We start from the raw sequence: 16,337 nt of genomic DNA, 5'->3' as shown, positions 1-16,337 counted from the left end.
ATACCTACAACATACTTTAAACTGTTTCTACTTGAATACACATCTGACATTATATTTAATTTTTATTTTATTTTGTCATTTTAATCGAAATGCCTGGGCATAAAGATACATTTAATGATAGAGATTTGTCTTTTCCAATGAAATTCAGCTGGTTATACGGGTGCAATTCGACAATTTTAAGCTAAAAAGAAGACTCTGGGAATATACTTGACAATTAATAAAAGAAAACCTTATAATCAATATATGAAAATATGCTCATATATTGATTATAAGGTTAAAATATATCTTTGGAGGTCTTTAGAAGATGAGTATGGATTTTGAAAAAGAAGAAGTTTCCGCCACGAGTAAGCGGTTAGATGAAGAAACCCTCTTTATCGTCTCCCAAACATTTAAAGCATTAAGTGACCCTACTCGAATTCGCATTTTGAATCTGCTGTGTTCCGGTGAATACTCCGTCAATGACCTGGCAGAAAAGTTGAATTTGGGCCAATCCACGGTGTCGCATCAACTGCGTTTTCTGAAACAGTTGCGATTAGTGAAATATCGTAGAGCTGGAACCACACTCTACTATTCGGAAGACGATGATCATGTCATGAATCTTTTAAAGCAGGCCATTGAACACGCGATCCATCATTGAAAAAAGTTTAATTACAAGATTCACTGCTGGACATCCTATATGTTGAAAAGAGTAAAAAAGAATGGCATATGATCATAACCGATTACAAAAAGACGCTTCCAATCTCCGGCATTCAATGGAATTAAGCTATACACGACCGACTTATACACTTCAAAAAGCGGATCTCAAAAAGCCAGACACGTTAGTTTGAGAGACCTTTCCAACATTAAAAAATTGATAGACGGTGAGATTGATCCCCTGGTATTTGAAGATGATCCATGATTACCAAGCCATTGGCCGTACCTGGTTCCTCAAAGGAAAACAGCGACTCATTCCCACCTATGGCCAGCATAAGGGCGTGAAGCTGATGGGTACGGTGGATTATGAGACCAGTGCAATTTTTTTAATAGAAGAATAGTATAATGCCCATGCCTGTTTATGGCATTCTAGAAATGTAGTCTTTGGCAACGTCCAGAAAATTATTCTGACTGTCAGTGCGTTTCTTCAGGACGTCATGCGCCGAAAAAAGAAACGATTGATCGGTTGTGCGTTAGATTATTAAACATTAATTCAACTTATATAGAAGATATTACACGCCACTCTTTTTAGTTTAGAGGGAATAAGTCCACAAAATCTATGGACACAAACAATAAGTGTACGAAAACCAAAGAGATTACATTTAAAGAGGTGATAGAAATGGAGACAGTTAAAGAACAACAACCTCATGAAACACATAACCACGACCATAATCACGGAAAGATGCCCATTATTTTGTACTTCATTGGGTTAGCCCTAGCGCTTATTGCTTTATTTTTAAATGGAGAGTATACAATTACTAAGAACATTTTATTTTCAATTGCAACAATTAGTGCGGGCTATCATGTCATTCTTCTTGAAGGAATTGGAGAAACAGTTGAAAATACAAAAGCCAAAAATAAATTTACACCTAATTCCCACATTTTAATGGGATTAGCTGCACTTGGTGCTTCACTGATAGGGAATTTTTGGGAAGGAACGTTGCTGATTCTCATATTTTCTGGTGCGCATTTTTTAGAAGATTATGCTGAAGGTAGAAGCAAACGAGAAATCACAAAATTACTTAAATTAAATCCAACGACTGCCAGATTGATCATTTCTGATGGCAATACAAAAATTGTTGATGTTAATGAATTAAAAGTGGGAGATCGGCTCCAAGTATTGAATGGAGATCAAGTACCCATTGACGGAGTCATTTTATCTGGAAATACCTCCATTGATGAATCTTCTATCAATGGAGAAAGTATCCCTAAAGAAAAATCCAAAGGAGACATGGTTTTTGGGAGTACGATTAATGGAACAGGTACTTTCACAATGGAAGTCTCAAAAGAAAATAAAGATACTGTTTTTTCAAAAATTTTACAACTAGTCAATCAAAATCAAAATAATCAAACAAAAGCCGCCAGTATTATCCAGAAATTTGAACCTAAATACGTTACAGTTGTTTTAATGGCAATACCGCTCTTCATTTTACTCACTCCCATGATTTTAGATTGGACTTGGTCACAAAGTACTTATAGAGGATTAGTTCTTTTAGTCGCAGCTTCACCGTGTGCTCTAGCTGCAGCCACTGTATCCGTAACTTTGTCAGCCACTTCAAATCTAGCTAAAAGAGGCGTACTTTCAAAAGGAAGTTCCTATTTGTCTCAATTAGCCGGGATTCAAGCAATTGCCTTTGATAAAACGGGAACCTTAACGAAAGGAAAACCTGAAGTAACCAATTATTATTTTACTAATTCTGTAAACGAAGAAAATATTATTGATATCGTAGTGGCTCTTGAAAAGGAATCCAACCACCCCTTAGCAGATGCTATTCTAAGAAAGTTTGAACAAAAAAATAAACTAGCTATTGAAGTAGAAAATCAGATTGGTAGAGGATTGACAGGAGATTACAAAGGTAAAAATTATCGAATAGGAAAGCCGACTTCTTTTGACGGTGTTTCAGATGAATATATTCATTTAAATAGTGAATGGGCATCAGAAGGTAAGACAGTCGTATATGTAGCAGAAGATGAAGAAGTCATTGGTCTGATTGGGCTAATGGATATTCCAAGTGAACATGCGAAAGAAACTATTGAGTATTTTAAAAAACTAGGTATACACACTACTTTAATTACTGGTGATTCTGAAATGACCGGAAAGGCGGTTGCTGAACAGTTAGGACTGGATGAAGTTATCGCTAATGTTATGCCGGAAGACAAATCTAATATTATAGATCAACAAAAAGAAAACTATGGCATAACCGCTATGGTGGGCGATGGTGTAAATGACGCACCTGCTCTTGTGAAAGCAGATGTCGGAATTGCTATGGGAGATGGTACAGATGTTGCAGTAGATGTATCTGATCTAGTTTTAATGAAAAGCGATTTATCCAAATTAGTAAAAGCTCATCAGATTTCTTTAAAAATGAATCGTGTTATTTGGCAAAATATTATTTTCTCAATGGCAGTTGTAGCATTTCTAATTGTCGTAAGCTTAATAGGATTAACGGATATAGCAATCAGCGTCATTATTCATGAAGGAAGTACATTGGTTGTAATTCTAAATGGGCTTCGTTTGTTAAAATCTAGATAATCTGGTCCAGACTTTTTTAAAATAGAATGTACTATAAAGTGTTTGTAAAAGTACTTTTTTACAAACTTATACAGACCAAAAGAGAGAAAAGAGGCTTTTAAATTTGCCCCTTTTCTCTCTTTTACTTAAGTAACTCCTAGAAAGCTATTGAAAGTTCCCTTAGGAATCACACGCACTAAAAGAAAGGTTATTAGCGGTCTTTCCATTCCAGTTCAATGACAGAATGAGCAATTTTCAGGTCAGAAGTGGCCATTCTTACTTTTTCTTTTATAGCGGCTGAATCCGCAAGATTATCTCCCTCAACAGAAAGATGTAGATTCAGTGCATTCTCTTCTCCGTCGATCGACCAAATGTTTAAATCCTGAACAGCTAACACCCCAGGAATTTTTTCGATTTTCGCCTGCATTTCTTCTATATTAATTCCCTCAGGTACGCCTTCCAACAAAATTTTCATGGTTTTAGTAAGGTTGCGCACAACGTTTACCAAAATAAACAATGCAATTGCAAGAGATAAAATCGGGTCGAGGATGTGGATATCCTTGAACAGCAGAACAATGCCGACAATCAGCACTGCCACCCACCCTAAGACATCTTCGAGCATATGCCAGGACAGGACTCCTTCATTTACTGATTTTCCTTTATGTAACTTGAAAGCTGCATAACCATTTAAAAGAACGCCTACAACGGCAAACCAAATCATCCCTTGGGCATTGGAATGTTCCGGATTAAACAGCAAAGGGATGGCTTGAGTAAAAATATAAATAGAGCCGGCAATCAAAACAGCTGCATTGATTAATGCGCCCAAAAGCGAGAAACGTTTATAGCCGAACGAAAACTTTTCATCCCCTTCTTTATTTGAAAAGTTTTGGAGAAACCAGGAAATTCCTAAAGCAATGGCATCCCCTAGATCATGAATGGCATCCGACATGATTGCAATGCTGTTAATTAAAAAGCCGCCAATGAGTTCTCCTATTGAAAATAGAAGGTTGATCACGAAAGCCAACTTAATGTTCTTGGTGGATTTATGAGCTTTTGCCATAATACATCCCTCTCCTGTTTCAGTTTTGATTTCAGAAAAATTACATAGATTCTAAATACACAACAGAAGCATCTGTATATTTTGCTAACGTTCCTTCTATCCTTTAGTCGTCTATTCCCTGGAAACGTCATTATATGCAAAGCAGTTGAAGGAACAACGCAAAAAGCATTTCGCAAAATGGCGATGAACTAATAGACGGGCAGTGAAAATATGTTAAATACAGTTTCTTATATTAAGTGAGCTCTTTAAAAAGCGTTCGTAAAAGTACACTTTTACGGACACATGAAAAATAACTTCTGACATATCAAAATAACGTCCGAAAAAGTATAAATTCACTTTACGGACGTTCGCTTTTTTACATGTACTTTTACGAACCGATTTCAAGTATAATGAGTTAAGAAAATCGTTTTCGAGGTGAATTATGGAAAATCGTAAATTTGGATACATACGGGTCAGCAGTAAAGATCAAAATGAGGGTCGACAACTAGAGGCCATGAAAAACGTCGGCATCAACGAGCGCGACATTTATCTCGATAAACAAAGTGGAAAGAATTTCGAGCGCGCAAATTATCAGTTACTCAAACGGATCATCCGAAAAGGTGATGTGTTATGCATTCATTCACTTGATCGATTCGGTCGCAATAAAGAAGAGATCCTACAAGAGTGGAACGATCTAACCAAAAATATCGAAGCTGACATCATTGTATTAGATATGCCATTACTCGATACTACCCAATATAAAGACAGCATGGGGACATTCATTGCAGATCTAGTATTGCAGATCCTTTCTTGGATGGCTGAGGAAGAAAGGCAACGGATTCGGAAACGGCAACGGGAAGGCATCGACTTAGCCCTACAAAATGGTGTTCAATTCGGGAGACCCAAGGTTTTAATATCAGACGAATTCAGGGAAGTCTATCAGAGATGGAAGCGTAAAGAAATAACCGCAGTCAAAGCGATGCAAGAAGCCGGAGTCAAAAAAACAAGCTTCTATAAATTAGTAACCGCTCTTGAAAAAGAAGAAAAAGATGCTGTACACATTGAGTGATGATTTCTTGAAGATCCTCTTGGACTGAGGACAGGAGGATTTTTTTGAATTTCACACACGCATTGTTCTTATATTAAACGACCGTTTAATATAAAAAACCAAAAAAAGAACTTTTAATTAAGTTCTTTTTCCGATCACTAATTTATTAAAGAAGATACAACACACCATATTTCCCCTCTAATTCATCCTCTATAGTTTCTTGTAATTTATCAAGCAGATTAAAGGGAACATCTGAAAAAAGTTTAGCAAATTCGCCCAAATCATAATTAGAGAATATTATGGAATTAACATCAACTCCTTTTTTCTTCATCATTACAGACTGTTTAACTATCGAAAGAAAATATGAATCAAAAGTATTTATAGGTTCATCGAAAGCAGCATGTATATCTGTTGAAATAGGTGAGTTAATTATTTTTTCAATTTCATGACAAGACACTTTTATTTTGTAGTAGTCCCATTCAGTCAATTTGATTAAGAACATCATTAAAATATCTGCAACTTCCGCTTGCTTTTTAAGATTCACAATAAAGTATAACCGCATTAACCTTGTAGCGATCATTAAGCAAGTAAAATAAATTGAATCATTGTTTTCTGTTTTTAAGAAATATAAAATATTGCTAATCTTTTTTTCTTGCACTAATGTAATGATCAATTGACTAAGTGGACTTCCAACAAGAGTAAAGTTCCCTTTATGTGAGCGCGTTTCAACATACATTCCTTCAAAATTCAATAAACTTAAATTTTCATGATTTAACCTCGTGACCCTATTAGAGATTGCTTCAATTTGTTCGTAAAAATAAATCAATTCTTTTGACTTCTCTAAGTCGTTTAATCCTAATTTTTTATCTACAATATCATAGTAATCTACGAAAAAAGTAGAAGACATATCCCTTGGACTTATCCTTCCCAGCTTTCCCAAACGTGTATAAGAAAAATCATTATTTATTCTGTAATAAAGATGATTCATTGTTATTTCCATTGCATTCAGCAGTTGCTGTTTATTTTGGTCAAATATACCTTTGTTTTTTTTTGAAGAAATTCCTGCAATAATTTCCTTTAATAAATTACTCAGGACGTAAGATGAAATATATACCTCGTGTTTGATAAAAAGATTTAACATAGTATTATATTGATTCAAAGCATCTCTGTATAGTTCCACTTCAGATAGTTTTTTAATAGCTTTAATCCAGTAATCTATAGTATCAGAATTCACTTGCCATTCTAAGTGATATTCTTGAATATCTAACTTATAATTATATAAAGCAATACTTGTTACCCTTTCGAAAACATGGAAGTTCTCTAAGTATTCTATGTCCTTTTTCAATATTTTTTTGATTGTGTCCTCGTTCAAGTTGAAGAGAAAAGAACGCTCATTTAGAGCCTGGGTTCTTTTACGTTTTATTCCTTTTTGAATAATTTTTCTGTTTTCCCAAAGGTATATGCTACCTACTTTATCCGCACTAATTTTATCATTATTAGTAAATAAGATAATCTTCAAGATGAAGAAAGAAAAAACCCCTAAGGTAATTAAAAACAAGGGTAAAATGGCTTCGGGGAATTTATTTTTTAAATAGAGCAATATATTTAAAAATAAAAGAGAAAATACAGTGAAACTTACAACTATAATGTTACCAAATATAGATCTAGCAAAGGTAATTGTGTAGACAGAACTACCCAATATTTTTTCTTTCTTTAAAGTAATTATTAGAGAAAATATCGACGTTATAATAAAGGTAATACTGAGTTGAGCAAATACAAGTTGCTTATTGATACCATTCGATAGAACCGGTAAGGACTCTAACATATAATTAAAATAAGATACATTAATGATATCTGTAAGATGGAATATGCCTAATAAAATTATCAATGCTGCAACTATTTCAACTTTTCTAATTAGACTACCAAATACGTATAAACTCTTATACCTATATTTCGCGTCCAATTTATAATAAAATCTCAATAGTCTGTATTTTAGTTTATTACTTTTATTTCTCCATATTTTCAGAACATTTTTTATTTTATTAATCAAGTTTATCCCCCGATCCGTACTTTGTTTTATATTACTAACATTATTCATATATCATTAGGCTATCTCCCATAAAAATTCGAAATACCTATAGCTCGCTTATCATTTCTATACCAACAATTTTTTCAAATTCTATGGTTCCTGTCTCGTTCTGCCTGCTAATCAATTTAACACATTTATCATTATAATCCATTATTTTTACAGATCCATTGATATATTTCATAGAACAGGAAAAATTGTCGTAATACGTTATTTTGATCTGGCTTCCATTAAACAATGCTTCGCTAATTATTTCCTCATAAACAAACATCATTTGATCATCCATCTCTGAACTGAACCCTGAATGGTGGACACTTGATAAAAGACCCCATTCGGGTTTTTTTGTGTTTAAAGATATCGATATACTGTACCTATTCAATTTAGACGAGAGAACTATTCATGAACAGACGCACCTTCAATCCAGATCAAATCAGACAACTTGAAGCGAATCTTCACGTAGCCTCTGTATCAGATCGTACGATTTCAGATCGTACGATTCAATACAAAGGAGAATTTAAGATTCACGCTTTACGTGAGAATTTAGCTGGTAAGCGACCGATACAAATCTTTGAGGAAACTGCTTGGATAATGCCCCGATGGAATCGTTCTTTGGGCACTTGAAAGATTATGTCGATTATAAATTAGCATCTGACCTCGATAAGGTCTGTGCCATGGTCGATGCTTACATTGATTATTACAATAGCGAACGAAGACAATGGAAACTACAAAAGATGACTCCGGTACAATACCGAAGCCATATCATAGCAGCTTAAAACGTTAAGGGTGCTTTTATTAAACTGTCCAAACTGTAGGGCTCAGTTCACAATACTATTAATAGGGGCATTTTTAAAATCATATTAAGCAACTAAGTGGATATACCCCATCTCAAATATACAGAAGACATTATCAAAGCCAATTCCTCTACATAAAAAAAGACCCTAGGATTCAGGGGTTAAATAAGGTTGAGTTTTAGAAAAAAGGAGTATATCATCGCTTAGAATTCTAAGATTATTTAGCCAATATGAAAGGCTATTAATTCCTTAGCATAGGAAAAAGTCGATTTATTTCATCCAGAAATTGACTTAGCGTATGTTTTCCGCGTTTTGTTGGGGGGACCCCTTAAATAAAAAAAGGAATTGCACATCTGTGACGATGGCGATTCCTTCTTTCTTCACTTGTGAAACTGAGTTGTATCCAAGCATCTTTAATTATTTGTTATTTTACCTTCTCTTTTTATTCATTCACCTTTAGTAGTCTTAAACTATTTAAAGTTACAAGTAGCGTCGCACCCATATCCGCAGATATAGCAATCCAGAGAGTTAGCCAACCTGGTACTACTAGCAATAATGCGACCAACTTAATGGCTAAGGAAAAACTAATGTTTTGTTTTATAATAGTCAAAGCTTTTCGACTTAACTTAATGGTGTAAGGCAACTTACGTAAGTCATCGGACATCAATGCAATATCAGCCGTTTCTAATGCGGTATCTGTCCCGGCTCCTCCCATTGCTATTCCTACTGAAGATGCCGCCAGTGCAGGTGCATCATTGATACCATCACCAACCATAGCAACACTATTGTGCTTCCCAAGAAGTCTTTTTACAAAAATCAGCTTATCTTCTGGTAACAAGTCAGCTTTAATTTCAGAAACACCGACTTGTTTTCCAATTGCAGTTGCAGTTCTTTGATTATCACCTGTTAGCATAACTGTTTCAATTCCCATTTGATTCAATTTGCCAATGACTTCTTTAGACGATCCTCTTATCTCATCTGATACAGCGATTAAAGAAAGAATTTCTTTTTCCGTCCCTAGTATCATTACGGTTTTCCCTTCAGTTTGCATAAGAGAAATTTTTTGTTTGATAGTACTTTTAATTGTTTGATGCAATTCCTCAAATAGCTTTGGACTCCCCACGTAATATATTTTGTTATTTACTTTAGCTTTTAATCCTTTGCCTGTAATAGATTGAAATTCATCAACCGACAAGGCATTTAAATCCAATCCAGTTTCTTCTGCTTTTCTTATAATTGCTGAAGATAATGGATGTTGCGATCCTTTTTCAATAGCTGCCATTATCGCCATTAATTCTTTTTCATCCTTATCATATGTCACAATATCTGTTACAACAGGAACACCTTTTGTTAAAGTTCCAGTCTTATCAAAAGCGATTATTTTAAGGTTTCCCGCCTCTTCTAGGTGGATTCCACCTTTGATTAGCACACCATTTTTCGCAGCATTTCCTATTGCTGTAACAACAGCAACTGGTGTTGAAACGACTAACGCACATGGACAACCTACTACCAGTATAGCCAGACCTCGATAAACCCATTCGCTCCAATCCCCGTTAAATAGCATTGGAGGAATAACCGAAATCAAAAAAGCTAAAACTACAATCGCTGGTGTATAATATTTAGCAAATTTATCAACAAATGCTTGAGATGGTGCTCGCTCTGCTTGAGCTTCTTCTACAAGATGAATAATCTTCGAAAGCGTTGTGTCCTCAACTCTTTTTGTTACTTTAACCTCTAGTAGACCTTCCTCATTTAACGTTCCTGCAAATACTTCATCATTAATTATTTTTGTTACCGGAACACTTTCTCCTGTGATTGCAGCTTGATTTATTGTGGAAGTACCTTTAACAACCAATCCATCCATAGCTAATTTCTGTCCAGGTTTTACTATCATAATATCTTCAACTTGAATATCATCAACGTGCAATGAAATTTCTTTATTATCACGACGAATTAAAGCTTCTTTTGGAGCAATATCCATCAACGATTCGATAGATTGACGAGCTTTATCCATTGAATAACGTTCTAATGCTTCACTAACGGCAAATAGAATAACAATTGTCGCTCCTTCACCCCATTCGCCAATTACTGAAGCACCGATGATAGCAATGGTCATCAGCGTGTTCATATCAAATTTTAGCCTAATTAAATTTTTTAATCCTTTAATGAATAATGAATATCCTCCAATCAGGATAGACGCTGCGTAACCTACCGTCGGTGGAAAATATTCTTCTCCATATTGCTTTCCTATAAACCAACTGATAACAAGGAGTATCGTCGAAATATAGACCTTAATATTTTCTTTTTGCTTCCAAAAAGTTTCTTTTTCAATTCTTTGTTCTTTATCAGACCGGATTTTCAGATTTTCAAATGATCCTGCTTTTTCTAATTCAGTAATCGTTGTTGAGCCTTTAACGTAAACTTTTGACGCACCAAAGTTTACGTTCGCATCCTGAACACCGGGCAACTTTCTTACATTCTCTTCAAAGATAGAAGCACAGTTTGTGCAAGTAAAACCTTGTACACGATAGGTTTTTCCCTCTATATCAGATTTTTTTTTCGACTGATCAGACATTCACTTCCACCTCTTTATTATGGTCCAATGCGATAAGCATTAACTGTCTAATATATTCATCCTTTAAAGAATAAAACATGAATTTCCCTTCTTTTCTAAACTTTACTGCTTTTTGTTTTTGAAGAGTCCTTAAATGGTGTGAAGTATTTGCAATAGTAGAACCAATGATATTAGCTATATCACAAACGCATAATTCATCATCTTTACACAAAGCAAAAATTATTTTTGCGCGATTTTCGTCAGCAATAGCTTTAAATAGCTGATTCATAATCGAAATATCAATCATCTTCAATTCTTTTTGGATACGATCTACCTTTTGGTCGTCGTAACAGTAGATTTCACAAACATTTTTTTTCACCATGTTCCCACTCCTTAACATTCAAGTGATTATTTGAATAATAATAATAATAAAACTTTTTTAATTAACATTCAAGTGATCACTTGAATGTTAATTAAAAAAGTTTGTGAAAACGGGCGATTTCGCCCGTTTTTTTCGTGCTTGGCTTGATACCAACGGTATCCTTACGAGGAATTGTCATTTCACGCAAGGATATGAAAAAGCCATCATTCCGAATAAGAAATGATGGCTTTTTCATATCATTTTTCTACTTTCTTTTTTCTGTCTAGTACAATCAAAACAATCCCGATAACAAGTTCTACCGCAATTATCTTCCAAGCCAGATCTGGAATCGCCTCAAAGGCATCTCCTTCGGAGCTACCAGTCACATCTAACTCCTTAAGCAAATAAAAATCAGATAAGTAAATGGATAACCACATTTTAGTAAGTGCCGCTAATACGAAACAAAACCCCATCTTCTGCAAAGAAAAAACCTCCACCAAAAAAATAACAGTCTCAATAATGCGAAGTCCTCGCATTCCGATCCCGAGGACTTCTTGATGTTTTATCCATCACTAAAACAACAATACTCATGATGCTCAATAATGTTCCAAGAACTGAAACGAGAATTGTTGTTATGCCATTAGGAATCATAAAACCTATCGGAATTAATCCCAAGAATGTCAAAACTATAATTGATTGATACGCGATATTTATCTTTTTAATCACACTGTTACTGAAAAGAGATAAAATCAACGGCAACAAAAATAATCCGATGATGATCATAAGTGAAATTTTGAATACTCCTGGTTCTTCCAAGGAAATGGTACTCTCACCTACTGAATTCTTTGAAGCAACAAATAACATTGTGATAGCTGAGCACATCATCAAAAATACTAACGTAACTCTTTTTAACATGATAACATCCCCTTACCATAAATATACCATTTTAAATTTAAAAAATGTAATTAACATACTACAAATATAACTTTTTAACAATTTATGAAATGGGGTTATATCTTTTAAAATTTCATAATACTCGTGTCTGTGAGATTTCACGATATAATTAAATTTCTTCTGGATGCCAGCTTCCCATTCGAGATTTTGCAGCAATGAGATTTGGATCGTTCCATCCATTTCCGACATCAAGTTCGTCAATCGAAAGTCACGCCGACTCGTTTTCGGGTCTTCAAGGATTTCTTCAAAATCTTTTCGGGATTTAGCTAAAATTTCCATCTAATTTATTAATTAAACTTAGATGTTCTCGAAGCATAGTACTTTGATAGGACTCTTTAAACAATCTTCTCTTTTGTAACTCAGGAACAATCATGTCTACAAAATCTTCTAAACTTGATGGTAGTGACGGTGGCATTAAGTTGAAGCCATCCGCCACTCCTTCGTTAAACCAAGTTTCCATCTGATCCACAATTTCTTCCGGAGTACCAATCAATGTAAGGTGCCCTCCTCCGGCTGCTAAATAGCCTAACAGTTCTTTGAGCGTCGGATCCGTATCTTCGATAATCTCTAGAATCGTTTGATAGCGTCCAATGGGACCTGAAAAATCTTCAATTGATGGTAAGATCGGAATCTTTGCTTCGAGATCCCATGTGGAGCAGTCCTGTTGCAGAAAAAAACTCAATTGTTTTAATGCATTGACAACCGGTAATTTTTCATCTAGTTCGGCTTTTTTGGCTAGTGCCTCTTCTCTTGTTTTACCAACATACGTTACTAAGCCTGGGTATATCTTAATCTTCCGATTGGGTGATTCAGTCTGTGTAATTTGCTTATGGAGTTTTTCACAAAAAGCATGGGCTTGTTTAAAATTCCATGACACAGAATAGACAGCATCCGCATGTTTTGCTGCAAGGGCAATCCCTTGTTCTGACGCCCCTGCTTGCATCGCTACTGGCTTCCCTTGAGGACTACACGGTGTAGACAAGGGACCTTTTACGCTATAGTAGGATTCGGCATGATGGATGGGTTGGATTCTTTCAGGCTCAATCAATCGGTTAGTTGATCGATCCGCGAGAAAAGCCGCATGATCCCATGATAAAAAAAGCTTCTCCATCAATTTAGCGAATTCGTCCGCCTTTTTATACCGCTCTTCCCTCGGTGGAAGTGCATCCATTCCGTGGTTTAGTGCTTCCCAATCTGTCATCGAGGTCACTAAGTTCCAGCCTACCCTCCCCTTCGTTACGTGATCAAGGCTTAGAAGTTGCCTTGCTACTGTATACGGATTGGAGAACGTGCTTGATATCGTAGTGACTAATCCTATATGATCCGTCACTTGAGAAATAGCCGTTAGATTAATTAAAGGATCCAACCAAAAGGCAGGTAAATCTGTCGCATTGGTAGCCGGAAAGGATTGATTGTCCGCAAAAAATACCGCATCTAAACATCCGCCTTCCGCTATTTGAGCCAAACGCTGATAATAGCGACTCTCTCCGATTTCTTCAATTGCAGAATCAGGCATCAACCATGCGGCTTGGTGATGACCACATCCATATAACAAAACGCCGATATTTAACTGATTTCTGTTCGTCATCTTCTGTTCACGAATCCCTTCTCTTACAAGCTGAGAATTTTTTAAAACGCCCGCTTTAATTCATCGTTAACCCACCATCGACTGTTACGTTTTGACCTGTAATCCCAGATGCTGCTTCTGATGCCAAAAAGGCAACCAGTTGAGCCACTTCTTCTGGGCTCGTCACTTTTTTCAACGGCGTCGATTGGGCAATGAAATCGAATACTTCAGCGGTTGTCACAGCACTCGCATCTGTGACTTTCAATAACCCACCGGAGACGACATTCACGTTTATGCCATATTGACCTAACTCCGCGGCTAGGTTTCGAGTAAAGCCAATCAGACCTGCTTTTGCTGTTGTGTATTCATGATAAGGAACGACTGGGTTTTGATAGAGGTTTGTTCCAATGCTGATGATACTACCGCTATGTCGTTCTATAAATTGTGGCAGAACACTTTGAATGATGTGAAACGCTGCTTTAAGTGTTCCATCCAGTTGCTTTTGATAATCTTCCCACTCTAAATCGATAAACGATTTTTGCGCAACCGGATCAAATTTGAAGTCTACTAACGCATTATTCACGACAACATCGATTTGACCATAATGTGCTGTTGCGGATTGCATCATGCTCTCGACATCTTCCCGCTTCGTGACATCTGCATACAAGGCAATTGCATTCTCTACTCCCAGTTCGCTCACAAGTTGTTCTGCCGCATCCTTGCTTTTAAAGTAATTGATCACCACTTTAAATCCGTTGTGTACTAACACCCTTGCAATCGTCGCCCCAAGTCCTCGACTACTTCCTGTCACTAATACTGTTCTGCTCATTCTTGTCCACTCCCTCATCCATTTTTACAACTTAAATAACGAAGTAGTAAACAAAAAAACGCAACTCTCCAAAAGGAAAGTTGCGCACGTCTAAATAATCACATAGCAAAGAACGACACGATCGTCTCTACTTGTTCATCAGAGTTTACACTTCCCTACGCTAGTACGACCTAGTTCAGGTTCAAAGGGTTTGAGTAGCTACTCATCTCAGTTTAATAACACCCCTAGTGATTCTATTTAAGTTACCTTCACTTTAGTGGTCTTGCGAACACCTGTCAATGATGATGAAAGTGATTTGTTAATAGTATCTCTTTGAAGATCGAGCGTAAAAAATAGGATCATTACCTGATCTAGATTGCTTTGTTACGGTCATATCTTATACTAGACAATCTTAATTATCATTTTTCCTTTGATGATGTCTTAATATACGAGCGATTTAATTTTGCAGATCAATTACGTGACCTAGAAGTCCCAATCGATGATGTTTGGACTAAAGTAAAGCTTATCTTGCGTAAACATCATATGGGAGCCATTAAGCGGTAAGTAGGTCGTCTTCTCTTCGTGTTGATGACTTGATTTTTTCGCCTTAAAGTTATACGTGCTCTATTTGATGCCTTTATTACTTTTTGAATAAAAACGTATCAATTTAATCAATGATGTATTTTCTTTTCCATATTAGCATTGGAGTTCTTCTCAACTGCGTAAGAGTTAAGTGACTTGAAACGTTAGATGCCTTTCTCATTATCATTTAAGTAATGAAGCATTCTTTCTTCCGCTACCGCGTCATGCCCAATTTTCTGCTAGACAGTCCTTTGTGTATCGACTACGACATACAGGCTTTTCTGATTATTTTCAAATCGCGTTGATTGGTGTAAGTCTATTCTCTTAAAAGCTATCAACTATGTTTGATCAGTAATTGCTTATATTTTATTTAAATTAGTACTCGATCGTTACAAGCGTTTTTTAAGAAGAATTATAAATTCCTAATCTATTTTCCTTTGTAAATATGTACAATAAAAATACAAATATTTTAAAGGAGCTGAACTTATGAACATCCGAAAAGTATTATTTCTCGTCGTTATTGCTATTGTCTATCTTTTACTCTTCACCATCACCTTTTGGAGTCTGATTGGCTTAGTGGTCTCAGCAATTGGTCTATACTTTTACTTTAAACCAAGGCTTCGAAATCCAATAAAGTATCCAACTTTTGTCGTTTGGCTAGGAGTATTCATTGCCTTTTCAATTTCTATTTATATGGTAGACAGAATAAATGAGCCTCAAAAAATAGAAGCTGGGTCTTCTACCAAAGAAACAAAGATGTTGGAATCATTAAAGAAAGAGTCAAAGGAGTTAGAAACGTCTTTAGAGGACACGCGACTTAAACTAAAACAGCAACAACAAGAAACGAAAAAATTGAAAGAGGAGTTAGCACGAGAAAAAGACTTACGTTTGCAAACAGTTGAAAGCTATCAAGATGAAGCAGATAAACGCTCTGCTCTTGAGAGTAAGTTCAAAGAAGAAGAAACAAAACGAATTGCCGCCGAAGAGAAAGTAAATGAACTTGAATCATCCCTAGCAAGTATTGAATCGACAGAAGCGTCGGAAAATCTTGCTACTGAAGAAGACTACGAAGAAGCTCCTGACGAAGAATATGTAGAGGAAGATGTGACAACAGATCTAGAATTCGATCCATATGGCGCAGACCGAGATTGTGGAGATTTTTCAAGTGCACAGGCCGCTCAAGATTTTTATCTTGCTGCCGGAGGTCCCATGGATGATCCCCATGACTTAGATCGTGATAACGACGGAAATGCTTGCGATTGGAATTGATAAGCGTATATGAATTTTCTCGCGTATTATAATCGGTAGATTTATTTCGGATTAAATGAGTGATTAAATTTCT

At 35.9% G+C, this 16,337-nt stretch carries 14 protein-coding genes, 1 pseudogene and 1 riboswitch; of the genes and pseudogenes, 6 read left to right on the top strand and 9 right to left on the bottom strand.

What is annotated here, in order from left to right; genetic code table 11:
* Positions 1-310 precede the first annotated feature (310 nt).
* From KNQ14_RS15495 to KNQ14_RS15490, 3 genes are all read left to right on the top strand, one after another.
* Positions 311-637, top strand: a complete 327-nt coding sequence (locus KNQ14_RS15495) for an ArsR/SmtB family transcription factor (RefSeq protein WP_214861778.1) — start codon at positions 311-313, stop codon at positions 635-637.
* Between the two features lie 61 nt (positions 638-698).
* A complete protein-coding gene (locus tag KNQ14_RS16880; protein ID WP_256442258.1) occupies positions 699-827 on the top strand; it encodes a hypothetical protein in 129 nt (42 codons plus the stop codon).
* Between the two features lie 485 nt (positions 828-1,312).
* Positions 1,313-3,226 carry a heavy metal translocating P-type ATPase gene (locus KNQ14_RS15490; protein WP_214861715.1) on the top strand — a complete coding sequence of 638 codons (1,914 nt, stop codon included), beginning with the start codon at positions 1,313-1,315 and terminating at the stop codon, positions 3,224-3,226.
* A 190-nt stretch (positions 3,227-3,416) separates the two neighbouring features.
* On the opposite strand, the gene KNQ14_RS15485 is transcribed toward KNQ14_RS15490, so the two are convergent.
* Complete coding sequence (locus KNQ14_RS15485; RefSeq protein WP_251132684.1) at positions 3,417-4,265, bottom strand: cation diffusion facilitator family transporter; 849 nt, start codon at positions 4,263-4,265, stop codon at positions 3,417-3,419.
* Positions 4,266-4,686: 421 nt separating this feature from the next.
* Here KNQ14_RS15485 and KNQ14_RS15480 point away from each other — a divergent pair, with 421 nt between their 5' ends.
* Positions 4,687-5,313 carry a recombinase family protein gene (locus tag KNQ14_RS15480; protein WP_058266027.1) on the top strand — a complete coding sequence of 209 codons (627 nt, stop codon included), beginning with the start codon at positions 4,687-4,689 and terminating at the stop codon, positions 5,311-5,313.
* Positions 5,314-5,458: 145 nt separating this feature from the next.
* Here the strand turns inward: KNQ14_RS15480 and KNQ14_RS15475 are convergent, their stop codons facing one another.
* Entirely contained in the window at positions 5,459-7,342 is a 1,884-nt protein-coding gene (locus tag KNQ14_RS15475) for a hypothetical protein (protein ID WP_214861713.1), read from the bottom strand.
* A gap of 85 nt (positions 7,343-7,427) precedes the next feature.
* Positions 7,428-7,664 carry a YolD-like family protein gene (locus tag KNQ14_RS16945; protein WP_214861711.1) on the bottom strand — a complete coding sequence of 79 codons (237 nt, stop codon included), beginning with the start codon at positions 7,662-7,664 and terminating at the stop codon, positions 7,428-7,430.
* A gap of 286 nt (positions 7,665-7,950) precedes the next feature.
* Between KNQ14_RS16945 and KNQ14_RS15465 the strand changes: the two are divergent.
* Positions 7,951-8,151: pseudogene (locus tag KNQ14_RS15465) on the top strand (IS3 family transposase); the annotation flags it as partial.
* A 460-nt stretch (positions 8,152-8,611) separates the two neighbouring features.
* Here KNQ14_RS15465 and KNQ14_RS15460 read toward each other — a convergent pair.
* From KNQ14_RS15460 to KNQ14_RS15435, 6 genes are all read right to left on the bottom strand, one after another.
* Complete coding sequence (locus KNQ14_RS15460) at positions 8,612-10,744, bottom strand: heavy metal translocating P-type ATPase (RefSeq protein ID WP_214861707.1); 2,133 nt, start codon at positions 10,742-10,744, stop codon at positions 8,612-8,614.
* The gene (locus tag KNQ14_RS15455; protein ID WP_214861705.1) at positions 10,737-11,105 is read right to left on the bottom strand and encodes an ArsR/SmtB family transcription factor; all 369 of its coding nucleotides are present in this window, start codon (positions 11,103-11,105) and stop codon (positions 10,737-10,739) included. Before KNQ14_RS15455 ends, KNQ14_RS15460 begins: the two co-directional genes overlap by 8 nt.
* A gap of 236 nt (positions 11,106-11,341) precedes the next feature.
* On the bottom strand, positions 11,342-11,620 hold the full coding sequence (locus KNQ14_RS15450) for a hypothetical protein (protein WP_214861703.1): 279 nt from the start codon (positions 11,618-11,620) through the stop codon (positions 11,342-11,344).
* Positions 11,598-11,999, bottom strand: coding sequence for a hypothetical protein (locus KNQ14_RS15445; protein ID WP_214861701.1), 402 nt, complete (start codon positions 11,997-11,999; stop codon positions 11,598-11,600). Before KNQ14_RS15445 ends, KNQ14_RS15450 begins: the two co-directional genes overlap by 23 nt.
* Positions 12,000-12,300: 301 nt before the next feature.
* Complete coding sequence (locus KNQ14_RS15440) at positions 12,301-13,626, bottom strand: LLM class flavin-dependent oxidoreductase (protein ID WP_214861699.1); 1,326 nt, start codon at positions 13,624-13,626, stop codon at positions 12,301-12,303.
* Positions 13,627-13,681: 55 nt separating this feature from the next.
* On the bottom strand, positions 13,682-14,434 hold the full coding sequence (locus KNQ14_RS15435) for a 3-oxoacyl-ACP reductase (RefSeq protein WP_214861697.1): 753 nt from the start codon (positions 14,432-14,434) through the stop codon (positions 13,682-13,684).
* Between the two features lie 135 nt (positions 14,435-14,569).
* Positions 14,570-14,670, bottom strand: a riboswitch (TPP riboswitch).
* Positions 14,671-15,481: 811 nt separating this feature from the next.
* On the opposite strand from KNQ14_RS15435, the gene KNQ14_RS15430 reads away from it, so the two are divergent.
* Complete coding sequence (locus KNQ14_RS15430; RefSeq protein WP_214861695.1) at positions 15,482-16,264, top strand: O-antigen polymerase; 783 nt, start codon at positions 15,482-15,484, stop codon at positions 16,262-16,264.
* The last annotated feature ends 73 nt before the right edge of the window (positions 16,265-16,337 follow it).

The organism is Exiguobacterium sp. s161 (assembly GCF_018619045.1).
Taxonomy (GTDB): Bacteria; Bacillota; Bacilli; order Exiguobacteriales; family Exiguobacteriaceae; genus Exiguobacterium_A; species Exiguobacterium_A indicum.
Note: the sequence above shows the minus strand (reverse complement) of the source record. Positions and strands in the feature narration are given on the sequence as shown.